The sequence below is a fragment of the Serratia nevei genome (assembly GCF_024160145.1).
In the GTDB taxonomy this organism is placed as follows: domain Bacteria; phylum Pseudomonadota; class Gammaproteobacteria; order Enterobacterales; family Enterobacteriaceae; genus Serratia; species Serratia nevei_A.
Map to the genome: position 1 here is coordinate 1 of NZ_JAMYWQ010000182.1, position 295 is coordinate 295.

General features: G+C 51.5%; 1 protein-coding gene. It reads left to right on the forward strand.

The window, feature by feature from the left end; all coding sequences use genetic code 11:
* Positions 1–295 (forward strand): transposase (locus M6G53_RS25315; RefSeq protein ID WP_253335309.1); only part of this gene is annotated, 295 nt, incomplete at both ends.

Below are 295 nucleotides of genomic sequence, written 5' to 3' on the forward strand. Positions count from 1 at the left end.
CAAACAGGGCACATCTGTTCCGTTGTATTATGTAAACTGTGAGGAAAAGGGAAAAACGGACGGTCTGTGCTGGCATCTGTTGACATCAGAGCCGGTCACGAGTGCTGAGGAAGCCCGGCAGATACTGGATTATTATGAAAGGCGCTGGCTGATAGAAGACTTTCATAAAGCCTGGAAAAGCGGCGGGGCACAGGTGGAAAGCCTGCGGATGCAGAGCCGTGGTAATCTGGAACGTATGGTTGTGGTGCTGGCTTTTATCGCTGTGCGCATCCAGCAACTGCGTTATCTGGGCTTT